The organism is Rhizomicrobium palustre, from assembly GCF_011761565.1.
Taxonomy (GTDB): Bacteria; Pseudomonadota; Alphaproteobacteria; order Micropepsales; family Micropepsaceae; genus Rhizomicrobium; species Rhizomicrobium palustre.
In genome coordinates this window covers 3,274,018-3,297,168 of sequence record NZ_JAASRM010000001.1, presented here as the reverse complement: position 1 = coordinate 3,297,168, position 23,151 = coordinate 3,274,018, and the positions used below count along the sequence as shown (strand labels likewise).

Here is a 23,151-nt window from a genome sequence, read left to right as displayed (position 1 = left end):
GCTCTCCTTAAGCTTGCCTGCGGGCGCAGGCTGCGGCGGCGACTTCACGGGCCCGGAGGTCAGTGTACAGCACCCCCTCCACCGTTTCCGCCTCAATATTTGCACCCGGACAATCATTCAGGGTGTCTTCCACGACATGGGCGATGTCCATGAAACCGATGCGGCCCTTCAAGAACGCATCCACCGCGATTTCATTGGCGGCATTGAGAATGGTCGGCGACATGCAGCCCCGGTCCATGGTCTCGATGGCGAGCTTGAGGCAGCGGAAACGCTCCGTATCCGGCGCTTCGAAGGTGAGCTGGCCCACTGCGGGCAGATCGAGGCGGCGCGAGGGCGAGGAAATACGGCGCGGCCAAGCCAGCGCATGACAGATCGGCGTGCGCATATCGGGCGCCGAAAGATGGGCCAAGGTCGAGCCATCTTCGAAGGTCACCATCGCATGCACGATGGATTGGGGATGCACCACTACGCCCAGCTTCTCGGCCGGAAGCGCGAAGAGGAAATGCGCCTCGATCAGCTCAAGGCCCTTATTCATCAGCGTGGCGCTATCGACGGAAATCTTGGCACCCATCGACCAGTTGGGGTGCGCCACCGCCTGCGCAGGCGTCGCCGCGCGGATGCGCTCAATATCCCAGGTGCGGAACGGTCCACCGGACGCGGTGAGCGTGACCTTCTCCACCGCTTCGTTCTTCTCGGCGTCGTAGAGCTGGAACACGGCGTTGTGCTCGGAATCCACCGGCAGCACAGTCGCCTTCGAGGCCGCCAAAACGCGGTGGAAAACCGTGCCAGCGGCAACGATGCATTCCTTATTGGCGAGCGCAACATTCGCACTGCGGGCCACCGCAGCAAGCGCAGGCTCCAGCGCTGCAGCGCCCATGATCGCGACCATCACGGTATCAGAGGGACGCGCAGAGGCTTCGATCACCGCCTTGCGGCCTGCGGCGACTTCAATGCCGGTGCCGGAAAGACCGTCTTTCAACGCCGCGAAGTGCTTTTCATCGGCGATCACCGCGAGCTTAGGCTTGGCGGCCTTGGCCTGCTCGATCAGCTTGTCGACATTGCCACCCGCCGTCAGCGCCTCAAGCGGAAAGGCATCGGCGCCATAGGTGGCGCGTGCATGGGCGATGACATCCAGCGTAGAAACGCCGATGGAACCCGTGGAACCGAGAACGGTTACGCTCCGGTGCAAAACACCAGACAGATCGGGAATCTCTGCGTTCCCACGCGGTGCAGCAAGCGCCCTCATGAATAGGCTCCAAATAACGGGTCGAGCTTGAGCACCAGCACAAGCACGGCCACAGCCACCAAAGTGGCCAAGGTTGAATCGATACGGTCGAGCACGCCCCCATGCCCGGGAATCATCGAACCGGAATCTTTGACATGGAATCTGCGCTTGACCCAGGATTCGAAGAGATCGCCGAAATGGGCCACCACCGCCACGCCAACACCGAAGATGGCCCCATAAAGCGGATTGCCGCCCATGATCAGGATGAAGATGGCTTCCACCACGGCCGCAGCCGCCATGCCGCCAAGCGCGCCTGACCAGGTTTTATTCGGCGACAGAACAGGCGCGAGTTTCGGGCCGCCAAGAAAACGGCCGAACAAAAGCGCACCGGTGTCGGTGGCCCAGACGATCAGGAACAAGCCCACCAAAACCCAGGCGCCATAACGCGCGTCATGGGTGGCCACCGCCAAAGGCGCAAAGTCGCGCAGCGCGATGATGGAAAGCGCCGGCAGCCCGAAATAGATCACCCCGGCCGCATGCCAGATGGGATTGTTCTTGCGCAGCAGCGCCGTGATGAGCACCACCAGCGTCCCAAGAGACAGGATCAGCGCCGAGATGGATAGCGACGGCGAAATCAGAAACATCGCCAGCGCAATCCAAACTGTCGCGGTGGTCAGGATCACTTCTGCGAGGAAGCGCCCCTTGCCCACCATGCGGTGCCATTCACGCGCCGCCAACACTGCGAAGGCTCCAGCACCGATCTCCAGATAAGGCTTATCGGCGAAAATCACGGAAATGATCGCGGTGGCGAGCAGCACGCCGAAAACGACGCGCAGATTCCACTCGCGGGAAAATTTGGAAGGGGCGCTCTTAGGCTTAGGCGCCGCGATGTCGCTCTGGCCGGTCACGCGACCACACCCGGCAGCGCTCCGAACCGGCGCTCGCGTTTGCCGAATTGCTTCAGCGCGTCGAAGAACTCCTCGCGGCCGAAATCGGGCCACAGCGTGTCGACGAACATCAGCTCGGCATAAGCCGACTGCCATAAGAGGAAGTTCGACAACCGCCGCTCGCCCGAGGTGCGGATCAACAAATCCGGCTCAGGAAGACCCGCGGTGAACAGGCGCGACGACAGAATTTCAGGGGTGATGGTCTCGGGGTCGAGACGGCCCTCTTTGGCAGCGCGGGCAAGCTCGCGCGCGGCGGCGGCGATTTCTTCCTGGCCGCCGTAATCGAAAGCAAAGATCAGATTGAGACCAGTATTGGAGGCCGATCGCACCTCGGCTTCCTCGATCATGGCGCGGATATCGGGATCGACGCGATTACGGTGGCCGATGATGCGCACCTTGGCACCGCGCTCGATCACCTCGTTCATGTCATTGCGGAAATAGAGCCGGAACAACCCCATCAAGGCGCCGACCTCGATCGCCGGGCGCTTCCAGTTCTCGGAGGAAAAAGCGTAAAGCGTCAGCGCCTCGATACCGGCATCACAGGCCGCGCGCACCACTTCGCGCACCGCATTGACGCCCGCCACATGACCGGCTTGGCGCGGCAGATGCCGCTTCTTCGCCCAGCGCCCATTACCATCCATAATGATGGCGACATGGCGCGGCAGGTTCTCATCAAGCGGCGATGCGGCCATTGCCCAAAGTCCTTTGAACGCCCTTTACGCAGCCGGGGCGCGACCGGGGTCATGCTGACCCGATCAACGCCCCCAAGCAACCCAGCAAAGGGCCATCATGCGGTTCAAACCTGCATGATTTCCTTTTCTTTCGCCGCCAGTGCGTCGTCAATTTCCTTAATATTGGCGTCGGTAATCTTTTGCAGCTCTTCGCTGTGCTTATGCTGCTCGTCCTGACCGATTTTTTTGTCTTTTTCGAGCCTCTTGAGCAGTTCCATGCCGTCGCGGCGCACATTGCGCACGGCGATGCGGCCCTGCTCGGCGTATTTGTGGGCCATCTTGACCAGTTCCTTGCGGCGGTCCTGGTTCAATTCCGGGATCGGAATACGCAAAAGCTGGCCATCGATCTGCGGATTGAGGCCGAGACCGGCATCGCGGATCGCCTTGTCCACGGCCTTAACCATGGATTTGTCCCAGATCTGCACCGCCAAAAGTCGCGGTTCGGGGGTCGAAACGGTGCCAACCTGATTGATCGGCATGCTCTGGCCGTAGGCTTCCACCATCACCGGATCCAGCATGTGCGGCGACGCACGCCCCGTGCGAAGGCCCGCAAAATCGTCCTTGGCTGCGCTCACGCTCGCCTTCATGCGGCGCGCCATTTCATCTTTTGAATAGGTCTCGGCCATATGCGCCTCCTATGCGCTTATCCGCCCAAAGCGCTTTTTCAAGCGCTCTCTTGAATGACCGTCGCCCGCCCCTCGCCTTTCAGCACCGCAGCAAGCTGACCACGGTCGTGAATCGAGAACACAATAATCGGAATCTTGTTTTCACGCGAAAGGCTGATCGCCGACGCGTCCATGACCTTGAGGTCGCGTGCCAGAACGTCGTGGTAAGACAGCGTATCATAACGCTCCGCATCCGGCACTTTCACCGGATCGGCGCTGTAGACGCCATCGACCTTGGTGCCCTTCAGAAGCGCGTTGCAATTCATCTCCGCCGCACGGAGCGCTGCCCCGGTATCGGTGGTGAAGAAGGGATTGCCGGTACCGGCCGCGAAAATCACCACGCGCCCTTTTTCAAGATGGCGCACGGCGCGGCGGCGGATATAGGGCTCGCAAACGCTTTGCATGGGGATGGCGGATTGCACCCGGCTTTCCAGCCCGGTGCGCTCCAGAGCGGCCTGCATGGCAAGCGCGTTCATCACCGTCGCCAGCATGCCCATATAGTCAGCGGTCGCCCGCTCAATACCTTTCGCGGCATTGGACACGCCGCGGAAGATATTGCCCCCGCCGATCACCATGCAGACTTGAGAGCCTGCATCCACTGCCTCTTTTACTTCAGCAGCAATACGATCGACGGTGGCGATATCGATCCCGAAGGACTGATCCCCCATCAACGCTTCACCCGACACCTTTAACAGTACGCGACGGTATTTCGGCGTTGACGGCATGACGGTTCAGCCCCTCCGGGTTTTAGTGTTAGTTACCAGCCATCTTGGCGACTTCAGAAGCGAAGTCGTCAGCGGCCTTCTCGATGCCCTCGCCCACCTGGAAGCGCAGGAAGCCCGTGACTTCGACCGGGGTGCCGATCTCAGCCGAAAGGTTTTCCGCGGCCTTCTTGACCGTGATGTCGGGGGTGATCACGAAAGCCTGCTCCAGCAGCACCACTTCTTCGTAGTACTTGCGCATACGGCCTTCGAGCATCTTCTCGATCACGTTCTCGGGCTTGCCGGACTGGCGGGCCAATTCGCGCTGAATTTCGCGCTCATGTTCCACCTTTTCCTGCGGCAGCTCGGCAACCGAAGTGGCCAGCGGCGAGGTGGCGGCGATATGCATCGCAACCTGCTTGCCGAACTTGGACAGCTTCTCGGCATCGCCGGTGGACTTCACAGCCACGAGCACGCCGATCTTGCCGGTTTCCGGCGAAGCGGCGTTGTGCACGTAAGCAGCAACGACACCCGGCTCGACCGTGAGGCTGGCCACGCGGCGCACGCTCATGTTCTCGCCAATCTTGGCAATCAGCTCGGTGAGGGTCTGCTGCACGGTCGCGCCGCCCAGCTTCTTCTCCATCAGAGCTTCCAAGGTGCAGGCTTCCACCAGCGCCAGTTCGGCGGCGGATTTCACGAAGTCCTTGAACGCATCGTTGCGCGCAACGAAGTCGGTCTCGGAATTGACTTCCAGAACCACGCCAGCACCGCCGTTGACGGCAACGCCAACGAGGCCTTCGGCAGCGGTACGGGTGGACTTCTTGGCCGCCTTCAGGGCGCCGCTCTTACGCAGCCAGTCTTCGGCTTCCGACAGGTTGCCGCCGGTTTCGTTCAGCGCCTTCTTGCAGTCCATCATGCCTGCGCCGGTCTTGTCGCGCAGTTCCTTTACGAGTGCAGCGGTGATTTCCGCCATAACGCGTCTCCTAAGGTTTGTTACTGGGCCGGGGCCGCTTCAGCTTCCGGCAAAGGCGCAGCTTCGGTATCGGGCAGCTCTTCAGCAGCGCCGACATCAACGCCAGCCGCAACCTGACCTTCCGAGAGGCCGTCAATGGCCGCGCGGGCGACGAGATCGCAATACAGCGCGATGGCGCGAGCAGCGTCGTCATTGCCCGGGATCGGATAGGCGATGCCATCCGGATCGCAGTTGGAGTCGAGGATCGCGGTGACCGGAATGCCGAGCTTCTTGGCTTCCTGGATGGCGATGGATTCTTTGTTGGTGTCGACCACGAACAGCATGTTCGGCAGGCCGCCCATTTCCTTGATGCCGCCGAGCGAACGTTCCAGCTTGTCACGCTCACGCAGCAGGTTGAGCAGCTCCTTCTTGGTCAGACCCGAACCCTGGGCCGAGCCGAGGGTCTCTTCGATCGAACGCAGGCGCTTGATCGAGTTGGAGATGGTCTGCCAGTTGGTCAGCGTGCCGCCGAGCCAGCGGTGGTTGACATAATACTGGGCGCAGCGCTTCGCAGCGGCAGCGATCGGCTCAGCAGCCTGGCGCTTGGTGCCGACGAAAAGGATACGGCCGCCAGAAGCCGCGACATCGCGCAGGGCCTTGAGGGCCTGGTGCAGCAGCGGGACGGTCTGGGTCAGGTCGATGATGTGAATGTCGTTGCGCGACCCATAGAGGTAGGGACCCATCTTGGGGTTCCAGCGCTGGGTGCGGTGACCGAAGTGGGAGCCAGCTTCGAGAAGTTGGCGCATGGTGAAATCAGGCAGAGCCATTGGAAAAACTTCCTTTTTTCCGGTTTGACCTAGCGCGAGGAGTTACCCAATCTTGCGAATGAGCACCGGACGGGGATGAGGGAACACCCCTCAAAACCCAACCTCGCGCGCGGAATGGCCGGGGTTATAGGGGGTGATTCCGCAGCAAGCAAGGGGTTCTACCGCTCCGTATCGCGACAGAATGGTGGAAAATCAAAGGCTTGGGGAAAAGCCCCGCCCCGCGCAGCAAAATTTCGCGCCTATTTGACGGGAATTCGGCGGTTCACGCAGGGCTGGTCAGGGGAACTTCGAGTACCGCGCGGGTGCCGCGCCCGCCCTTTTCATACACCAAGGAGGCCTGCAGCGAGTTCGCCAGCGCCCGGATGATGCGCGAGCCGAGACCTGAACCTTGGATGGCGCCCTCCCCGTCCCAGCCGATGCCGTCATCCTCCACCCGCACTTGCAGCCGCCCGGCGTCGGGCGCGGGGGCGATCACCACGCGCACATCTCCCGAGCCGCAATCACCATAGGCGTATTTACAGGCATTGGTGACCAGCTCGGTCACCACCACACCCAATGAGACCGCGCGGTCGGTCGGCAGCGGCACAGGTTCGGGCGCAGGCGTGAAACCCACAATACAGCGGTGAGAGGCACTCGCCGCCAGCTCTTCCACTAGCGAGGCAATATAGGTGTTCACTTCGACAAAGCGCACATCATGCGAGGTGTAGAGGGTGCGATGCACGCCTGCGACAGCGGTGATGCGCGCCTGGGTATCCTTCAGCATCTGCTTGGCGGCGGGATCGCTCAGCGCATTGGCCTGCAACTGCACAAAGGAGGACACCAGCGCCAGCGAGTTGGCGACGCGATGGTTGACCTCATGCAGCAGCATTTCGGCACGGTCGCGGGCTTCTTCCACCTGACGGCGCGCATCTTCGGCCCGGCGCTTTAGCGCTTCTTGTTCCAGCGCGGTCTTCACGGACTCGCCCAACAGCTCGCGATAATGCCCCTCCACATCCTTCCAGACGTAATCCACCGCCCCGGCCTTCAGCGCCGCCACCGCCACCCGTGCATCATCGGAACCCGTGACATAGATCACCGGCGGCGGAGTATTCAGGGCACGGATTTTTGGAATGAGGTTCAGCCCCACCTCATGGGTGAGATTATGATCGAGGGCGACGATATCAAATCCGCCCTCCCCCAATTTCGCCATCGCCTCGTCGCCGGTTTCCACCGTGACGACAGAAATGCCCTGCGGTGCCAGCGCCTTCCTTAAGAGAACGCCCAGCCCGGCATCGTCGTCTACATAAAGTACGCGCACCATGTTGTTCGGCTTCAACCCTATTCGGCGGCTGGGACCTGCATTACGGCGAAAAACAAACCAAGCTGGCGGATGGCATTGGCAAAGCCTTCGTAATCGACCGGCTTGGTGATGTAGACATTGGCGCCGAGATCATAGCAGCGCTGAATTTCGCGCTGATCATCCGTCGTGGTCAGAACCACCACTGGCGCGCGCTTCAAATGCGGATTGGCTTTGATCTTGGCGAGAATATCGACGCCCGTCATATCGGGCAGATTAAGATCGAGCAGGATCAGAAGCGATGTGCCGGCATGCACCGAACCCGATCCATCCGGGCCGAAAAGATATTCCAGCGCTGCCGAGCCGTCGCGAAACGGCATGACGGGATTGTTCACGCCCGCGCGGCGGATGTTTCGCTCGATAAGGGTGGCATGGCCTTCATCGTCTTCGATCATGACAATGGCAACAGGCAATCCGACGGCGTTGGGACTCATGAGGGCGCGCTTTGCTCTTTGGGGAGAATACGTGGCAACAGTACACGAAACTCGGAACCTTCACCAATTTTTGATCGTACCGTAACGTCACCACCAAGACGGCGCACCAGCGCGCGCACATGCGCAAGCCCGATGCCTTCGCCAGCACGATCTTGCTTGCCCGCGCGACGGAAGAGTTCGAACACACGCTCGAGGTCGTGCTCGGCAATACCGCGCCCATTATCGGCAATGGAAATGCGCACAAAACCGCGCGCTTCATGACTTGAGATGGTGAGATGACCGGGGCGCCCGGGCTGAAGATATTTCAGCGCATTGTCGATGATGTTGCCGAAGATTTGTTCGATGGCGAGACGATCGGTTTGCAGCACCGGCAGGTCAGGCGCGATCTCCACCTTGGTTTCAGTCTCGGAAATTTGATGCGCCAAGCTCGCCGTGATGGCGTCAAAAACTTTGCCAAGATCGATGCGCTCCGGCATCAGATCGCGCCGTCCTTCGCGTGACAGCTTCAGAATGGCATTGATCAACCGATCCATCTTGGCCGTGGAGGAACGAATGAACTTCACCGCTTCCGGCAGATCGCGGCAGGCTGCTTCTTTGGCTGCATCTGCCGCCGCAGGATCACCGGCTTCGAAATATTTCTGCAGCGTCGCGGTGCCGACTTCGAGTTCGCTGGTAAAGCCCATCACATTGACCAGCGGCGAGCGCAGATCATGGCTGACGATATAAGCGAAGCGCTGAATCTCGTCATTGGCCTGGGTCAGCGCCGCGGTGCGGTTCTGCACCCGCTCTTCCAAAGTGGCATTGAGCTTTTCCACCGTCACGCGCGCCCGCACCGCATCGCGCACGGCCCTGAGCAGCAGGATGATCGCAAAGCTCACGAAAATGGCGATCGCCACACCGCCCGCCACCGTCAAACTGCGCAGCATCAAGACACTGCGATTGAGGGCGTTAAGCTGATCCTGTACCCGCGCTTCGCTCTCGTCCGTGATCGTATTGAGGAGCGAGCGCGCCGCATCCATCATCGCTTTTCCGTGACCGCTGTTCACCACCTCCATGGCGTCGGCGCGGCGCCCGGCCGTAAACAACTCGACCGTGGATTGGAGTTCGTCGAGCTTATCTTCCGCGATGGGGCGAAGCTCTCCGACACGCTTTTCGATGCGCGGATCGGCGGCGGCGAGCTTCTCCAGCCGGTTCAACACCGAACGGGCGCGATCGCGCGCGGTTTGAAACGGCAGAAGATATTCACGCTGACCGGTAAGAAGATAGCCGCGCTGCCCCGTCTCGGCGTCGAGCAAGGTCTGCATTTCCTCGGAAGCCGCCGAGCGCAGTGCGCGGGACGCGACGATCTGCTTAGACCGTTCCGCAGTCTGGACAGACAGCGAAATCGAGGTCGCAACAATGGTGGCCAACACAACGGCGCCGGCCCCCATCAGCAGGATGGGCGTGCGCGCATTCTTGAGGGCTGTTTGCAGCATAGAAGGGAACTTTTGAGCAAGAACGGTGAAAACGCCGCGTCCCTGCTTTTGTTCCCTCAGATATTCCTTCTGGCAACCATACCGCCAGGGAAGCCTATACCGCCTCCACCATCATCACCCCTGGCAGCTCGCGCAAGGCGTCTTTCATTTGCGCCGTGACCTGGTGCTTTTTGGGCAGCGCGATTTCGACCTCTTCGCCCGGCGCACCCGGCACCACAATGCTGATCACGCCTTTGCCCGGCTTGGTGAGTTGCGCAGCAATCCCCGGCAAGGCGGCGACATCATTAAGGTGCAGCCTCAGCCCCTCGCCCGCTTGGGCGGCTTCGACATCAAGGTCCTTCACCCAGACGGCGCGCAGCTTCAGCTCCTCGCCTTCCCACACCGCGGAAAGCTTCACCAGCACCGACTTGCCCGGCTCCAGCAAGGGCCGCGAGGCCATCAATACCTCCGAGAAGAACATCGCCTCGAACATGCCCGTCGCGTCCGAGAAGGAGACATAGGCATACATCTGATCGTTCTTGCCGCGCCGCTCCATCTTGCGGATCACGGTCCCCGCCACGATAGGCTGGGACGAGCTGCGCCGGTCCTGCTGCACCTCGGCAAAGGTCACCGCCTGCAAGCGCTTCAACGCCACGCGATATTGATCGAGCGGATGGCCGGACAGATAAAAGCCGATGGCGGAGAATTCTTCGGACAAGCGCTCATGCGCCGGCCAATCGCGCACATTGGGAAGACGCAGATCGGACTTCGATTGCGAAGGCCCGCCCAACAGGCTGAACTGGCCGCTTTCGCGCTCCGAGGCCGCGGCTTGCGCCGCCCCCAAGATAACGTCTGCGGCTTCGGTGACTTGGCGGCGGTTGGAATTGAAGCAATCGAAGGCGCCCACCCGCGCCAGATTTTCAAAGACGCGCTTATTGACCTGCTTGGGATCGATGCGGGCAGCGAAATCGGCCAGCGATTTGAACGGCCCGCCGCTTTTGCGCAACTCTACCAGATGGTCCATGGCCTGACGGCCTACGCCTTTCACGGCGGCAAGCGCGTAATAGATTTCCTTCTTGCCCGCATCGCACGAAAACACCGCTGCGGAGCGGTTGATGTCCGGCGGCAGCACTTTGATGCCAAGACGCTGCGCCTCCTGGCGGAAGACATCGAGACGGTCGGTGGCCCCGATATCCAGCGTCATCGAGGCGGCAAGGAATTCGACCGGGTAATTGGCCTTCAGATACGCGGTCTGATAGGCGACCTGCGCATACGCGGCGGCATGGCCTTTATTGAAGCCGTAACCTGCGAACTTTGCGGCTTGATCAAAGATCTGTTCGGCGACATCGGTCGCGACCCCGCGCTCGCCGGAGCCTTTCAGGAAGCGTTCGCGCTCCTTGACCATCTCGGCGACGATTTTCTTACCCATGGCGCGGCGTAAGTTATCGGCCTGCCCCATCGAGTAGCCCGCAAGCTCCTGGGCGATGTGCATGACGTCTTCCTGATACGTCATCACGCCATAGGTTTCTTTCAGGATCGGCTCGAGCTTGGGATGGAGATATTCCGGCTCCTCGCGGCCATTCTTCACCGCGATGTATTTCGGGATCGAGTCCATCGGACCCGGGCGATAGAGCGCCACAAGAGCGACCAAGTCGTTGATGTGGTCAGGCTTCATCTTGCGCATCAGATCGCGCATACCCGTGGATTCGAGCTGGAACACGCCGACACTATCGCCTTTGGACAGCATCTCGAAGGTGGGCCGGTCGGTGAAATCGATCGATTGGGTATCAAGCTCGATGCCGCGCGCCTTCAAGAGGTCTTGCGCTTTGGCGATCACGGTCAGGGTCTTCAGGCCAAGGAAGTCGAACTTCACCAGACCCGATTTTTCCGCGCCCTTATAGTCGAACTGCGCCACCGGCACATCGGAACGGGGATCGAAATAGAGCGGCAGCAGCTCATCCAACGGGCGGTCGCCGATGATGACGCCAGCCGGATGGGTGGAGACGTTGCGGTAAAGCCCTTCCAGCTTCTTGGCGACGCTGAAGAGCTTCTGTGCGATCGGCTCCTGCTCGGCGATCTGGCCGAGGCGCGGCTCCATCCCCATGGCATCGTCGAGGCTGATATGCTTGCCGGGCGGGGCCGGGATCAGCTTGGCGATACGGTCGACGAGACCCAGCGGCATCTGCAGCACGCGGCCAACGTCACGTATCGCGGCGCGCGCTTGCAAGGAGCCCAGCGCCAGGATATGGCCCACTTTATCATGGCCGTATTTATCGCGGACGTAGTGAATAACCTCGTCGCGCCGCTCCTGACAGAAGTCGATATCAAAGTCAGGCATCGAGATACGTTCCGGGTTCAGGAAGCGCTCGAAGAAGAGACCGAAACGTAAGGGATCAAGGTTGGTAATATCGAGCGACCAGGCGACCAGCGAAGCGGCACCCGATCCACGAACGCCCACCGGAATGCCTTGCGCGCGGGTCCATTTCATGAAGTCGGACACGATCAGGAAGTAGCCCGGAAACTGCATCTTGATGATGATGTCGAGCTCGTATTCCAGGCGCTTGTTATAGGCCTCGCGTTCAGCATAAAGCCCGTTCTTTGCCAGACGCCGCTCAAGACCCGCCCAGGACTGCGCCTTCAACTCTTCTTCCGCCGAAAGCCCCGACACGGGCTCGAACACAGGCAGAAGCGGATTGCGCTTTTTGGGCTTGGCGGCGCAGCGCTTGGCGATCTCCAGCGTATTGGCGATGGCTTCGGGCAGATCGGCAAATTTGGCGATCATCTCGCCGGCGGATTTGAAGCGATGCTCGGCGGTGACCTTGCGCCGGTCCTCCTGGGAGACATAGGCGCCATCGGCGATGCAGAGCAGCGCATCATGCGCCTCATACATCTCTTCCTTGCCGAAATGCGCGTCATTGGTCGCGACCAGCGGCAGGCGCTTGGCATAAGCAAAATCGATCAGCCCCGGCTCCGCCGCGCGCTCTTCCGCCAGATCGTGGCGCTGCAATTCGACATAGAGCCGGTCGGGGAAAATCGCCGTCAGCTTATCGAGGATAGCTTCCGCCGCCTCCATCTGGCCGGTTTCGACGAGCTTGTTGATCGGCCCGCCGGGACCGCCCGTCAGCGCAATGATCCCTTCCGAATAGGCCGCGAGCTTTTCCGCGGTGACATGGGGCCAGTCGCCGGGCGCGACATCGAGATAGGCGCTAGAAAGCAGCTTACAGAGATGAAAATAGCCAAGATCGCTCTGCACATAGACCGGCAGATAAGGCGGCTTCGGCTTGGAGCCGAGCACCTGAGCACCGGTCAGCTCCACTGGCAGCAAACAGCCCACAATGGCCTGCACGCCGGATTTCATCACCACATCGGTCCAATCAAAGACACCGAAGAGGTTGCCGACATCGGTGACCGCGACCGCGGGCATGCCGTATTCGACACAGAGCTTGGCGAGCTCCTTCGGCCGGATCGCGCCTTCGATCAACGAATAGGCACTCTTCACCCGAAGATGAACGAAGCTGCGCGGATCACTCACGAGAGGCCTCCCACTCTGGCATCCGCCATAATGCATTCGGCCAGGATCACCACCTGCCCGATATCGGCTTCATTCTTCACCACAAAGCGGATGCCACGCCCATCCGGCGCTGGCGGTGTGTCGCGGAGCATTTTCTTGATGGCCTCCCGCAACGCGGAAGCCTGCGCCAGCTCATAAGCCCGCTCATCGAGCGCTACGCCAACCAGCAACTGTCCCGCCATAGGCAGAAGATAAGCCAGCGCCAAGCCCTTGTGACGCAGCGCACACATCCGTCCAAAAGCGAGACCGGAAGGGCGCCATTGAAGCTCGAGCGGTGAGAACCGCTCTTCCAATCCGGAGATGATCCCAGGCCAGACCGAGGCACTCCTGCCCAACGCCGCGTGCAACTGTGCACGGGACGGCGCCTCTATCTCCGCTGTCGCATTATTGACGGCCACAGACCCACCTCCGGCAGGCCACACCGCTACTCTGTTCCGGCGCCTCCGTTAAGGCCGTAAACGAAGGCAATCCGGCCTATCCACAGATCCCTCTTAACTCACCGCGAGAAGAGACTGAGCTGCTCCGGCCAAAAACAGGCCCGAAGCAAAAAAGACAATCAAACCAACGCCTGCCACCGCATCCTTCAACCAGTTCATTTGACCCTCCACAGGGATATGCACCGCTTGTCCACAGCCTTGCGCACAGGTTATTGTTCTCTCTCTGTTCTGTCAAGAACAAAACGTGTCCAAAACCCTGGCAAGCCGAACCGTTTGTATATAACGAGAAAGTTATATAACCTCATCGTTATGAAACAGTTGGATCGCACCTTCGCCGCCCTCGCCGACCCGACCCGCCGGGCCATCCTCGCGCGACTGGCCGAAAGCGATGCCACCGCGGGCGAACTCGCCGAACCTTTTGCGATTTCCCAGCCCGCGATTTCACGCCATCTCAAAGTGCTGGAGCAAGCCGAGCTGATCGAACGGCGCAAAGTCGGCCAGCATCAGCGCTGCCACCTCAAATCCGGCGCCCTGAAAGCCGCAAGCGATTGGCTGGAATTCTATGCCCGCTTCTGGTCAGGCAGCCTCGACCGCCTTGCCGAACACCTGAAGGAGACAAGATGAACGGCACGTTCTTACAGATGACGCGCAGCTTCGATGCCGCGCCGGAACGCGTCTTCGATGCTTGGCTCTCGCGCCATTGGGGCGACTGGATCGGCCCGCATGGCATTCGCGGCGAGATCACCGAACTTGATCCGCGCGAAGGCGGGCGCTTTCGCATCGCCATGCTGCAGGAGGGCCGCGCGCCCTATCCCGTCCATGGTGTCTACCGCACCATCGACCGGCCGAACAAATTGGTTTTCACCTGGGTTTGGGAGGACGACGAGATCGAAACCCTCGTCACCCTCACTTTCCGCGCGGAAGGCAGCGGCACGGTGCTCACCCTGCGCCATGAAGGCTTCCACAGCGAAGAGCGTTGCGAACAGCATCGCCGCGGCTGGACGGGCTCTCTCGAAAATCTTTCACACATACTTTGAAGGGGACATTCATGACGACCGTCGAAATTCTGGGTGCGCCATTCTCCAACTATGTCCGCTCTGCGCTGATGGCGCTGGAGGAAAAAGGCGTGCCTTATACAGTGACGCCCAGCCGCGCCCACGCACCGGAGGTGAATGCCATTCACCCGCTGGGCAAGATCCCCTGCCTCAAGCATGGCGACTTCACACTGTTTGAGTCCGCCGCCATCGCCACCTATATCGACCGCGCCTTTGAAGGCCCCGCCCTTTTCCCGGCCGAGCCGCAAGCTGCTGCGCGCTGCATGCAATGGGTCTCGCTGCTCAATTCCAGCCTGGTTCCGGCGTTTCAGGCCTTCGCCATGTGCCATTTCTTTCCCATGACGGCGGATGGCGAGCCCTGCCCCGATACAATTGCCGCCAGCCTTCCCAAAACGCGTGATCATCTTCAGCTTTTGGGCCGCGTCCTGGGCGAGTCCGGCTATTTCGTCGGCGGCAGCTTCACCTATGCCGATATCGCAGCCCTGCCGATGCTCGACTATCTGAAAGATCTGCCGGAAACGGGCACCATCATCGCCGAAATCCCGGCGCTCGGGGCCTATCTCGCCAAACATTCCGCACGCAAAAGCTTTGAGGCGACCAAACCGCCTGCCATGGCAGAGCTGATGGCGACCACCAAAGCCATGGCGCGCGAGATGATGCAGAAACGCGTCGCCTAATCGATAATGGCGAGCAGATAGCCGTCATGGCCGCGCGCTCCCACCGTTTGTATCGCGGTGGCGGAGACGCGCGGTTCGGCGCGGGCAACTTCCAGCGCGGCGCGCACGCCGATCACCGAAGGATCGTCGCTGGTGGCGTCCGCAACCTTGCCTTGGCGCACCATATTATCGGCAACCAGCACTGCCCCGGGCGCCGCCAGCTTCAAGGCCCAGCGGAAATAGTCGGGATAGCCATCCTTATTGGCATCGACGAAGAAGAAATCGAAGGCGCCCTCGAGCTTGGGTAAGGTTTCAAGCGCCGGGCCGACGATAATCTCCACCTTCTCGCCCACGCCCGCCTTGGAAAGGTTTTCGCGCGCCACATCCGCGTGATGGGCATCATATTCCAGGCTGATAAGCTTGCCGCCATCCGGCAGCGCCCGCGCCAGCCACAGCGTGGAATAGCCGCCCAGCGTGCCGATCTCGAGAATGCGCTTGGCGCCCCGCATGCGCGCGAGAAGATGCAGCTGCTTACCCTCCGCAGCACTCACCGCGATATCGGGCAGGCCCGCCGCAACGCTCGCCTGATAGGTCGCCGCATAAGACGGGTCAGGCCTGACCGCGACTTCCGAAAGGTAATCATCCACCGCCGACCAAAGCTGTTCCGCCATATCTGTCTCCTCTTTGAGAGAGAACACTAGCGCCTTGGCGGCGGCGATCAATCACACATCGGCTAGGGTTTCTTTGACAATGGAAAGCCCTTCTTTCACCCGCTCGAAGGATGGCGGTGTGCCGAGGCATAACCGCAAAGCATGGGTGGGATTACCGCGATCGACCACGAAGGAATCCGTCGCTTCCGCCAAGACTTCGCGCCGCGCCAAGGCATCCTTGAACTGTGCCGCGCGCCAGGGTGCGGGCAATTTCAGCCAGAGATGTGGCGCGTTCAGATGCGAAGTCACTTCGAACCCCGCCAGCATGTCTTTCGCCAAGGCTTGTCGGCGGCGGATTTCGGCGCGTTGATCCTTGATCAGCTTATCGGCATCGCCGCGCGCGATCAGATTGCTCGCCAGTTCCATCAGCAGCGGCGAGGCCAGCCAGGAGGTGATGCGCAAATTCGAGAGCGCATCCTGGTAATAGCGTTCCGGCACAGAAAGGAACGCCAGCCGCAAGGTCGGCGCCAAGGCTTTCGACAGCCCCGCAATATAGAAGCCCGCACCCGGCAGGAAACTCGATACCGGAGGCATGGGATCATCCAGCAGCGGCGCGAAGACATCATCCTCGATCAGCGGCACGCCATGGCGTTCCAGAAGCTTCGCCACCGCTTTGCGCCGCGACAGGCTGAGCAGCGTCGCGGTGGGGTTATGCAGCGTCGGCACCAGATAGACCGCCGCAGTCTTGTTCGACTTCAGCAGACATTCGAGATGATCTGGCAGGATGCCCGCGCGATCCATCTTGATGCCGACGAGTTTCAGCTTCAGCCTTTGGGCCGCGCCCTTCACCGCCTGGCTGGTGAACTCCTCGGTAAGAACGGTATCGCCCGCACGGCAAAGCGTCATCAGGCTGATGAACCCCGCATGCAGCGCGCCCGAGGTGATGAGGATATTACGCGGCTCCGCCGCCACGCCGCAACGCGACACCCAGGAAGCCGCCACCTTCTGATGGCCTTCCAAGGCACTGTTCTGCTGATACTGTAAAAGCTGCGCGAAGTACGGCGTCGCCGCCAGGGCCGAAAGCTGCTTCTGGAACAAAGCGGCATTCTTGATGGCGCAGGGAAAGTTGTCGGAAAAATCGATGGCGCGCGCGTATGGATCGGCATTCGGCCAGGAAAGTCCGCTGGAGGCGCCGCCGCGCACAAAACTGCCCCGCCCCACCTCGCCCGACAAAAGCCCGCGCTGCATGGCAAGGCGATAGGCCTTATTCACCGTGCCGGGGTTGAGCCCCAGCGTATAGGCCAGCAGACGTTGCGGCGGCAGCCGCGTGCCGGGCTTCAGGCGGCCGGAGGCGATGTCCTCCGCGATGGCTTCGGCCAGGGCTTGGTAAACATCGCCCTCGCGGCCGGAAAGCTCGGGAATCCAGTCCAGGCGGTAGGGATTGTGCGTCATACAATCCGGCATTGTTCGGTTTGCAATAGAACAATTGCATGAGGGCGTATGGCGCGACAAGTTCCCCGCGCGAAACACCCGGATTTGCCATGAAAACCATCGGCCTGATCGGCGGCACCAGCTGGACCTCCACCATCGAATATTACCGCGTTCTCAATGAAGAAGTGGCGCGGCGCCTCGGCGGGCTCAATTGCTGCCAGATGGTGATCTACAATGTGCAGTTTTCCGAGCTCGAAGGCGCCATGCATTCCGGGCGCTGGGACGATGCGGCGAACATTCTCTCCACCGCTGCCGGCAAGCTTCAGGCCGCTGGCGCCGATGCCGTGGTGATGTGCTCCAACCTCATCCATCGCATGTATGACCAGGTGCAGGGTGCGGTCGAAGTGCCGGTGCTGCATCTGGGCGATGCGCTCGCCGCCGACATCAAGGCCAAGGGCTACAAGAAAGTCGCCCTGCTCGGCGCGCGCCACACCATGCAGGAAACCTTCTATCGCGGCCGTATTGCTGAGAAGAGCGGCGCGGAAATCCTCATCCCGAACGATGCGGATTGCCAATATATCGACACCGCCATCTTCAGCCGCATGTGCGCGAATGTGTATCTGGATGAAGACCGCGCCCGCTTCCTCAGCATCATCGCAGAGCTGCAAGCGCAAGGCGCGGAAGCCGTGATCCTGGGCTGCACTGAATTGCCGGTGCTGTTGCCTGAGACCCCAATCCCGCAGCTCTCCTCCATCGACCTGCACTGCCTCTACGCGGTCAATTGGGCCATGGCGGCGTAACCCTACCCGTCATGGCCGGGCTTGACCCGGCCATCCATGGATGGCCGCCTCGGAGGGCGGCCATGACGACAGTGGAGATGCTTACGCCTGCGCCCCTAGCTTGCCCGCATCGTGCAGCTGGCCTTCATGCAGCACCAAAGCGCGGTCCATCTTGGCGGCGAGCTGCAGATTATGCGTGGCGATCAGCGCCGCGACGCCTTCCGCTCGCACCACCTGCACCAGGGTTTCAAACACGCCCGCGGACGTTTTCGGATCGAGATTGCCCGTCGGCTCATCGGCCAAAAGGATACGCGGCTTGTTCGCGAGCGCGCGGGCAATGGCCACGCGCTGCTGCTCACCGCCGGAAAGCTGCGCCGGGCGATGCGTGAGACGGCCTTCCAGCCCCATCAGCGTGAGAAGGCGTTCGGCTTCCACCGCCGCGTCTTTGCGCGATACGCCCGCGATCATCTGCGGCAGCACCACATTTTCCAACGCGGAAAATTCCGGCAGCAGATGATGCGCCTGATAGACAAAGCCGATGGTCTCGCGCCGGATGGCGGTGCGTTCGCGCTCGGAAAGCCCGGAAACGGGCACGCCGCAGATCACGATCTCGCCCGAGGTCGGCGCTTCGAGCAGCCCCGCGATATGCAGAAGCGAGGATTTGCCAGCGCCTGAAGGGCCGACCAGCGCCACGATTTCGCCGGGCACCAGCACCGCATTGGCATCGCGGAAAATTTCGAGTTCGCCTACGCCTTCGCGGAAGATTCGGACGATATTGACGAGTTCCAGTGCGGTCTCACTCATAACGCAGCGCCTCCACCGGATCCAAACGCGCGGCCCGCCAAGCCGGATAGAGCGTCGCCAGGAAGCTCAACGACAACGCCATGATCACCACCGACATCACCTCGCCAAAATCCATCTCCGCGGGCATATGCGAGAGGAAATAGACTTCCGGGCTGAACAAATTCGCGCCGGTGACTTTCATCAGAATGATGCGGATGGTTTCGATGTTGGCGCAGAAGGCGACGCCCAGAAGAAAGCCCGCGAAGGTCCCCACCACGCCAATGCTCATGCCCGCAATCAGGAACACGCGCATCACCGAACCCCGGCTCGCGCCCATGGTCCGCAGGATGGCGATATCCGGCGATTTATCCTTCACCAGCATATAAAGGCCGGAGACGATATTCAGCGCGGCGACCACAATGATCAGGGTAAGGATGAGGAACATCACCACCCGCTCGGTCTCCACCGCTTCGAAAAAGGTCGATTGCGTATCGCGCCAGGTCAAGACCCGCATCCCCGGCCCCGCCGCATTCTGGATCGCAGGCACGAGGTCCTGCACATGATCGGGATCACTGACCATCGCTTCCAGCGAAGGCACGGAATCGCCGAGATTGAAGAAGAGCTGCGCCTGATCCAGCGGCATGAAGACGATGGTGCGGTCGTATTCGCTCATGCCGATATTGAAGAGTCCTGCCACGGTATAAGCTTTGACCCGCGGCGTGGTGCCGAAGGGCGTGACATCGCCTTTCAGCCCCATCAGCTTCAGATCGAGCCCCGGCGCCAGTCCCAGATTTTGCGCCAGTCGCACGCCTATAAGAACCGTGTCGTCGCCGTAATTCTGCATCGCCACGGGTGACAGAGACTTCGACACCATGCTGAGGGCTTGCAGATCGGCTTTGCGAAGCCCGCGGATTTGCACCCCTGTCGCCACGCCATTGGCATCCACGGCGGCAAAGCCTTGCACCAGCGGCGAGACATGCTCCACGCCTTTGATGGCAGAGATGCGCTTGGCGATGGCGTCGTAATCGGCGATGCCCGAGCCATCCTGCATCTGCACCATGACATGGCCGTTGATGCCGAGGATGCGGTTCATCAGGTCATGGCGAAAACCGTTCATCACCGCCATCACGATGATCAGGGTGGCGACACCCAAGGCGATGCCGACCAGCGAGATCACCGAGATGATGGAGATGAAACTCTCCGCCCGTTTGGCCCGCAAATAGCGCAGCGCCAGCATCCATTCGAACGGCGCAAAAGGGCGGGTTTGTTTCATGGCTTATTTCGCAAACCGGTTCAGCACGGCCTCGGCGGAGAGTTCTTCCGTCTTGCCGCTGGCGCGTTCCTTGACCTCGATCACGCCCTTTTCCAAGCCACGCGGGCCGACCACCACCTGCCACGGAATACCAACCAGTTCGGCGGTGGCGAATTTCGCACCGGGGCGCTCGTCGCGATCGTCATAGAGCACGTCTTTGCCCTGCGCCTTGAGCTTCGCGTAAAGCTCTTCGCAAGCCGCATCGGTCTTGGCATCGCCCTTTTTGAGGTTGATGACGGCGATATCGAAGGGCGCGACGGGTTCGGGCCAGATGATGCCCTTATCGTCGTGACTGGCTTCGATGATCGCGCCGAGAAGACGCGACACGCCGATGCCGTAAGAGCCCATTTCCACCGGCACATCCTTGCCGTCTGGCCCGGTGACATTGGCCTTCATCGGCGCAGAATATTTGGTGCCGAAATAGAAGATCTGGCCGACTTCGATACCGCGGGTCGACATGCGGCGCTCTTCCGGCACTTCGGCTTCAAAGCGGGCCTGATCATGCACATCGCTGGTGGCGGCATACATCGCCGAACGCGCCTGCACGATGGGTTCGAGATCGCCATCGAAATCGGTATCGGCGGGCGGGATCGGCATATCGAGCAGGTTCTTGTCGAGGAAGACCTGGCTTTCGCCGGTCTCGGCCAGAACATGGAATTCGTGGCTCAAGTCGCCGCCAATCGGGCCGGTGTCGGCGCGCATCGGAATGGCGGTCAGCCCCATGCGGGCGAAGGCGCGCAAATACGCGACATACATGCGGTTATAGGCGCGGCGGGCGGCAGCCTTATCGATGTCGAAGCTATAGGCGTCCTTCATCAAAAATTCGCGGCCGCGCATCACGCCGAAACGCGGGCGGACTTCGTCGCGGAATTTCCACTGGGTGTGATAGAGATTCAGCGGCAGCGCCTTATAGCTCTTCACATAGGCGCGGAAGATATCCGTCACCATTTCTTCGTTGGTGGGCCCGTAAAGCAATTCACGTTCGTGCCGATCAGTGATGCGCAGCATTTCCGGACCATAGGCGTCATAGCGCCCGCTCTCGCGCCACAAATCGGAGGATTGCAGCGTCGGCATCAGGATTTCGACGGCCCCGGCGCGATCCATTTCCTCGCGCACGATCTGCTCGACCTTCTGCAGCACTTTGAAGCCCAACGGCAGCCAGGCGTAGATGCCGGCGGCCTCCTGCTTGATCAGCCCGCCACGCAGCATCAGCCGGTGGGAGACGATCTGCGCCTCAGAGGGCGTTTCTTTCAAAACGGGCAGGAAAAAGCGGGAAAGGCGCATTGTGGATATCCTGGGGATAAGTCAGGGACGAAGCGGAGCCCCTTGGGGCGCCCTTTCATAAGGGGCGAAGGCTCCCGGGGCAAATGGCGAATTGGACAGGCTGTCAGATAGCCCAGTTGTCGAATTTCAGGCCGGGAATGTCACGGAAATCCTCGGTATTGGCCGTCACCAGCACGGCCTCCAGCGCTATGGCATGGGCCGCGATCATACGGTCGAAATCGCGAGCCCGGTTCAGGCCCAGCTCGGCGATAATCGTGCCATACACCGCCGCCGCTCGGCGGTCGAATGTCCGCACGGGGAGAATCTCCAAAATCGCCGCCAGCCGCGCGCGCCGCTTTTCGCTTCCAGCCTTCAGCAGCGCCACGCCGCGTTCCATTTCGACAAGATTGAGAACCGACGTGCACGATTGCCCCGCATGCCGGGCAAATCGCGCCGCTACCGGTTCATTCATATCGCCGATATCGATGAGAACGTTGGTATCGAGCAGATACGCCACCCTAGCGATCCCATTCGGTTTCGCGCGTTAGAGTCCGCTCGATCGGCCCGAACTTTGAGTCCTCGGGTAAAGCCCGCAGCTTGGCGAACATTTCTTCGACGCTTGGCCGCCTCGGCGCAATGACGAGTTCGTCACCACGGCGGGTGACGGTCACTTCCATGTCGTTGCTCGCGAAAGCCAGCTCAGCCGGGATACGTACCGCTTGGCTGTTGCCGGATTTGAAGACGCGGCTAACGAGCCTGTTGCTTGTATCGTTCTTGTCCATGGCGGACCTCACCGATTTCCCGTCATACTAGTCCTTCTGGGTGGCGGTGTAAATACATGTATATACACCCTCACCTGAGCCGGGGGCAGTATGTGGGCAGTTGTTTTTGCAGCGTTTTTGGGCGCTACCGCCGCGCTGGTCCTTTTCTGGGCCCGCATCGCGCTATCGCCCCCTGCCCGCTGGACCGAGGCGCGGGTGCGCTTCCTGGGGCATGGCCAAGTCAAAGGCGATTTCGGCGAGCTTCTGACGGCGGCGATCCTCACCCAGCAAGGCTGGCGCCAGCTCCCCTCCAAAATCGATGCGGGCGGACATGGCATAGACGGGCTCTTCATCCGCCGCGGCCTGATCGGCTGGCGGGTCTTGATAACCGAGACCAAATGCAATGCCAGCAGCTACCGCCCTGCCCAGCTTGAAACCGCCAAACTGATCCGCGCCCTCGGTGACCTCTATGCGATGGGTGCGCTCGATTGGGCGACATCGGACGCCATCATCCGCGCCCTCAAATGGCGCTCCCCGCGCGTGCGAAAAGAACTCTGGCGCCATCACCTGCACATCGGCCACACCACCATCACGCGCACAAACCGCTTAGGCGTTTTGAACCGCCACCCCCGCAAACGCGACACCGCCGCGTTGATGGAAAGCCTAGCGATGATGATAGGTGCGATGGACCGCGAGGGGCGGTATGTCCTCACCGCCCCACCGGCTTCATCGGCACGCGCGGCGGCATCGCGTTAATCAGAGCGCGGACATCTACTGGCGGCGGGGGCGCGCTGACCCTTTTGGAGCTTTACGATTCCTCCGGCATCCACTGCGGACGGCGGGTGAAGCCGACATGATAGATGACCGCCTGCACCACCACCTGCTCTTCATCGATGTTGAAGACGGAGAAGGATTTCTCCAAGCCGATAAGCTGGCCCTCGCTCAGACAGCGATTGAGGAACGCCATCGCCTGGGCTGCCTCCTCTTCCGTCATGCGTTTTTCGGGATCGGAACTCCCGACCGTGATACGCCGCACATACTTCACATCAGCCAAATCGAACATCGGGCGCTCTCGCTTTTGGGTATGTGCGGCAAGTCCAGCTGCACCGTCCAGGCCGGCACAAAACCATTACCCAGGGTCGCACTTGTCACGACATCACCTATTACGTGCGAGGATAAGC

The 23,151-nt window shown here is 60.9% G+C and carries 25 protein-coding genes; 5 read left to right on the top strand and 20 right to left on the bottom strand.

The annotated features are described in order from the left end of the window. Window positions 1-7 precede the first annotated feature (7 nt). From dxr to FHS83_RS14510, 12 genes are all read right to left on the bottom strand, one after another. On the bottom strand, window positions 8-1,246 hold the full coding sequence (gene dxr, locus FHS83_RS14565; protein ID WP_167083664.1) for a 1-deoxy-D-xylulose-5-phosphate reductoisomerase: 1,239 nt from the start codon (window positions 1,244-1,246) through the stop codon (window positions 8-10). After that, window positions 1,243-2,133, bottom strand: a complete 891-nt coding sequence (locus FHS83_RS14560) for a phosphatidate cytidylyltransferase (protein WP_167083663.1) — start codon at window positions 2,131-2,133, stop codon at window positions 1,243-1,245. The genes dxr and FHS83_RS14560 overlap by 4 nt, the downstream gene beginning before the upstream one ends. Beyond that, a complete protein-coding gene (locus FHS83_RS14555; protein ID WP_167083662.1) occupies window positions 2,130-2,864 on the bottom strand; it encodes an isoprenyl transferase in 735 nt (244 codons plus the stop codon). Before FHS83_RS14555 ends, FHS83_RS14560 begins: the two co-directional genes overlap by 4 nt. 104 nt (window positions 2,865-2,968) lie before the next feature. Then, a complete protein-coding gene (gene frr, locus FHS83_RS14550; protein WP_167083661.1) occupies window positions 2,969-3,529 on the bottom strand; it encodes a ribosome recycling factor in 561 nt (186 codons plus the stop codon). A 38-nt stretch (window positions 3,530-3,567) separates the two neighbouring features. Further along, window positions 3,568-4,293, bottom strand: coding sequence for a UMP kinase (gene pyrH / locus FHS83_RS14545; protein WP_167083660.1), 726 nt, complete (start codon window positions 4,291-4,293; stop codon window positions 3,568-3,570). A 28-nt stretch (window positions 4,294-4,321) separates the two neighbouring features. Continuing rightward, window positions 4,322-5,242 carry a translation elongation factor Ts gene (gene tsf, locus FHS83_RS14540; RefSeq protein ID WP_167083659.1) on the bottom strand — a complete coding sequence of 307 codons (921 nt, stop codon included), beginning with the start codon at window positions 5,240-5,242 and terminating at the stop codon, window positions 4,322-4,324. A 20-nt stretch (window positions 5,243-5,262) separates the two neighbouring features. Further along, on the bottom strand, window positions 5,263-6,048 hold the full coding sequence (gene rpsB / locus FHS83_RS14535) for a 30S ribosomal protein S2 (RefSeq protein ID WP_167083658.1): 786 nt from the start codon (window positions 6,046-6,048) through the stop codon (window positions 5,263-5,265). Between the two features lie 262 nt (window positions 6,049-6,310). Further along, complete coding sequence (locus tag FHS83_RS14530) at window positions 6,311-7,348, bottom strand: histidine kinase dimerization/phosphoacceptor domain -containing protein (protein ID WP_167083657.1); 1,038 nt, start codon at window positions 7,346-7,348, stop codon at window positions 6,311-6,313. Between the two features lie 17 nt (window positions 7,349-7,365). After that, entirely contained in the window at window positions 7,366-7,779 is a 414-nt protein-coding gene (locus FHS83_RS14525; RefSeq protein ID WP_167085517.1) for a response regulator, read from the bottom strand. 35 nt (window positions 7,780-7,814) lie between these two features. After that, window positions 7,815-9,293, bottom strand: coding sequence for a sensor histidine kinase (locus tag FHS83_RS14520; RefSeq protein WP_167083656.1), 1,479 nt, complete (start codon window positions 9,291-9,293; stop codon window positions 7,815-7,817). Window positions 9,294-9,387: 94 nt separating this feature from the next. After that, window positions 9,388-12,804 (bottom strand): DNA polymerase III subunit alpha, encoded by a 3,417-nt coding sequence (gene dnaE / locus FHS83_RS14515; protein WP_208414815.1) that lies wholly within the window; start codon window positions 12,802-12,804, stop codon window positions 9,388-9,390. Next, entirely contained in the window at window positions 12,801-13,241 is a 441-nt protein-coding gene (locus FHS83_RS14510; RefSeq protein ID WP_167083654.1) for a DUF3788 family protein, read from the bottom strand. The genes dnaE and FHS83_RS14510 overlap by 4 nt, the downstream gene beginning before the upstream one ends. A gap of 348 nt (window positions 13,242-13,589) precedes the next feature. On the opposite strand from FHS83_RS14510, the gene FHS83_RS14505 reads away from it, so the two are divergent. From FHS83_RS14505 to FHS83_RS14495, 3 genes are read left to right on the top strand one after another with little or no spacing between them, the layout of a single operon-like run. Continuing rightward, on the top strand, window positions 13,590-13,904 hold the full coding sequence (locus FHS83_RS14505; RefSeq protein WP_167083653.1) for an ArsR/SmtB family transcription factor: 315 nt from the start codon (window positions 13,590-13,592) through the stop codon (window positions 13,902-13,904). Then, window positions 13,901-14,317, top strand: coding sequence for an SRPBCC family protein (locus FHS83_RS14500; protein WP_167083652.1), 417 nt, complete (start codon window positions 13,901-13,903; stop codon window positions 14,315-14,317). The genes FHS83_RS14505 and FHS83_RS14500 overlap by 4 nt, the downstream gene beginning before the upstream one ends. 11 nt (window positions 14,318-14,328) lie before the next feature. Then, the gene (locus FHS83_RS14495) at window positions 14,329-15,012 is read left to right on the top strand and encodes a glutathione S-transferase family protein (RefSeq protein WP_167083651.1); all 684 of its coding nucleotides are present in this window, start codon (window positions 14,329-14,331) and stop codon (window positions 15,010-15,012) included. On the opposite strand, the gene FHS83_RS14490 is transcribed toward FHS83_RS14495, so the two are convergent. Next, a complete protein-coding gene (locus FHS83_RS14490) occupies window positions 15,009-15,662 on the bottom strand; it encodes an O-methyltransferase (protein WP_167083650.1) in 654 nt (217 codons plus the stop codon). The genes FHS83_RS14495 and FHS83_RS14490 overlap by 4 nt on opposite strands. 51 nt (window positions 15,663-15,713) lie before the next feature. After that, window positions 15,714-17,093, bottom strand: a complete 1,380-nt coding sequence (locus FHS83_RS14485; RefSeq protein WP_167083649.1) for an aminotransferase-like domain-containing protein — start codon at window positions 17,091-17,093, stop codon at window positions 15,714-15,716. Between the two features lie 89 nt (window positions 17,094-17,182). Between FHS83_RS14485 and FHS83_RS14480 the strand changes: the two genes are divergently transcribed. Continuing rightward, window positions 17,183-17,872 carry an aspartate/glutamate racemase family protein gene (locus tag FHS83_RS14480; RefSeq protein ID WP_167083648.1) on the top strand — a complete coding sequence of 230 codons (690 nt, stop codon included), beginning with the start codon at window positions 17,183-17,185 and terminating at the stop codon, window positions 17,870-17,872. 81 nt (window positions 17,873-17,953) lie between these two features. On the opposite strand, the gene FHS83_RS14475 is transcribed toward FHS83_RS14480, so the two are convergent. From FHS83_RS14475 to FHS83_RS14455, 5 genes are all read right to left on the bottom strand, one after another. Further along, window positions 17,954-18,655 carry an ABC transporter ATP-binding protein gene (locus FHS83_RS14475; RefSeq protein WP_167083647.1) on the bottom strand — a complete coding sequence of 234 codons (702 nt, stop codon included), beginning with the start codon at window positions 18,653-18,655 and terminating at the stop codon, window positions 17,954-17,956. Further along, entirely contained in the window at window positions 18,648-19,907 is a 1,260-nt protein-coding gene (locus tag FHS83_RS14470; RefSeq protein WP_167083646.1) for a lipoprotein-releasing ABC transporter permease subunit, read from the bottom strand. The genes FHS83_RS14475 and FHS83_RS14470 overlap by 8 nt, the downstream gene beginning before the upstream one ends. A gap of 3 nt (window positions 19,908-19,910) precedes the next feature. After that, complete coding sequence (gene proS, locus FHS83_RS14465; protein WP_167083645.1) at window positions 19,911-21,230, bottom strand: proline--tRNA ligase; 1,320 nt, start codon at window positions 21,228-21,230, stop codon at window positions 19,911-19,913. A gap of 103 nt (window positions 21,231-21,333) precedes the next feature. After that, window positions 21,334-21,726 carry a PIN domain-containing protein gene (locus tag FHS83_RS14460; RefSeq protein ID WP_167083644.1) on the bottom strand — a complete coding sequence of 131 codons (393 nt, stop codon included), beginning with the start codon at window positions 21,724-21,726 and terminating at the stop codon, window positions 21,334-21,336. Window position 21,727: 1 nt separating this feature from the next. Beyond that, window positions 21,728-21,991: an antitoxin gene (locus FHS83_RS14455; RefSeq protein ID WP_167083643.1), complete on the bottom strand. Its 264-nt coding sequence runs from the start codon at window positions 21,989-21,991 to the stop codon at window positions 21,728-21,730. Between the two features lie 90 nt (window positions 21,992-22,081). Between FHS83_RS14455 and FHS83_RS14450 the strand changes: the two genes are divergently transcribed. Next, on the top strand, window positions 22,082-22,726 hold the full coding sequence (locus FHS83_RS14450; protein WP_167083642.1) for a hypothetical protein: 645 nt from the start codon (window positions 22,082-22,084) through the stop codon (window positions 22,724-22,726). A 52-nt stretch (window positions 22,727-22,778) separates the two neighbouring features. Here the strand turns inward: FHS83_RS14450 and FHS83_RS14445 are convergent, their stop codons facing one another. Further along, window positions 22,779-23,033: a hypothetical protein gene (locus tag FHS83_RS14445; protein WP_167083641.1), complete on the bottom strand. Its 255-nt coding sequence runs from the start codon at window positions 23,031-23,033 to the stop codon at window positions 22,779-22,781. Window positions 23,034-23,151: the final 118 nt, after the last annotated feature.